General features: G+C 36.5%; 1 protein-coding gene. It reads right to left on the minus strand.

The window, feature by feature from the left end; genetic code table 11:
• The coding region (locus tag HZY83_RS07695; protein ID WP_179943466.1) for a peptide-methionine (S)-S-oxide reductase at nucleotides 1–448 on the minus strand (448 nt) is incomplete at its 3' end.
• Between the last annotated feature and the right edge of the window lie 18 nt (nucleotides 449–466).

The raw sequence follows: 466 nt of genomic DNA on the forward strand, positions 1-466 counted from the left end.
GAACATGACAAAGGTATTGATCTTCAGGATGCCTATCAAGATGATCTTGATGTTCTTCAGCACTTTTCACATAGTTTAATAATGGTTTAACTTCCACCATAATTCGCTGTGCGTCTGATCTACTATCAATAAAATCGCGAGCTTCATTTAAGTGATTAGAATCGTCACTATATATACCGGTACGATATTTTTCACCTACATCTTGTCCTTGTTTATTCAAGCTATATGGATCTATCATTTCAAAGAGATAACTCATTAACTCTTTAATGGTTACTTGATTTGAGTTAAATTCAACTTTTACACATTCTGCATACCCGTCGTACGGGCCATCTAAGTTATTTGTAGTTCCATTAACTCTTCCTGCCTCAGTATTAATCACGCCAGGTATCGTTTTAAAAAAGGCTTCTGTCCCCCATAAACATCCACCTGCAAGATATACGATGTCCAACTCTATCACCTCGTATAC

Origin of the sequence: Gemella sp. GH3 (genome assembly GCF_013415425.1) — a bacterium.
Lineage (GTDB): Bacteria > Bacillota > Bacilli > Staphylococcales > Gemellaceae > Gemelliphila.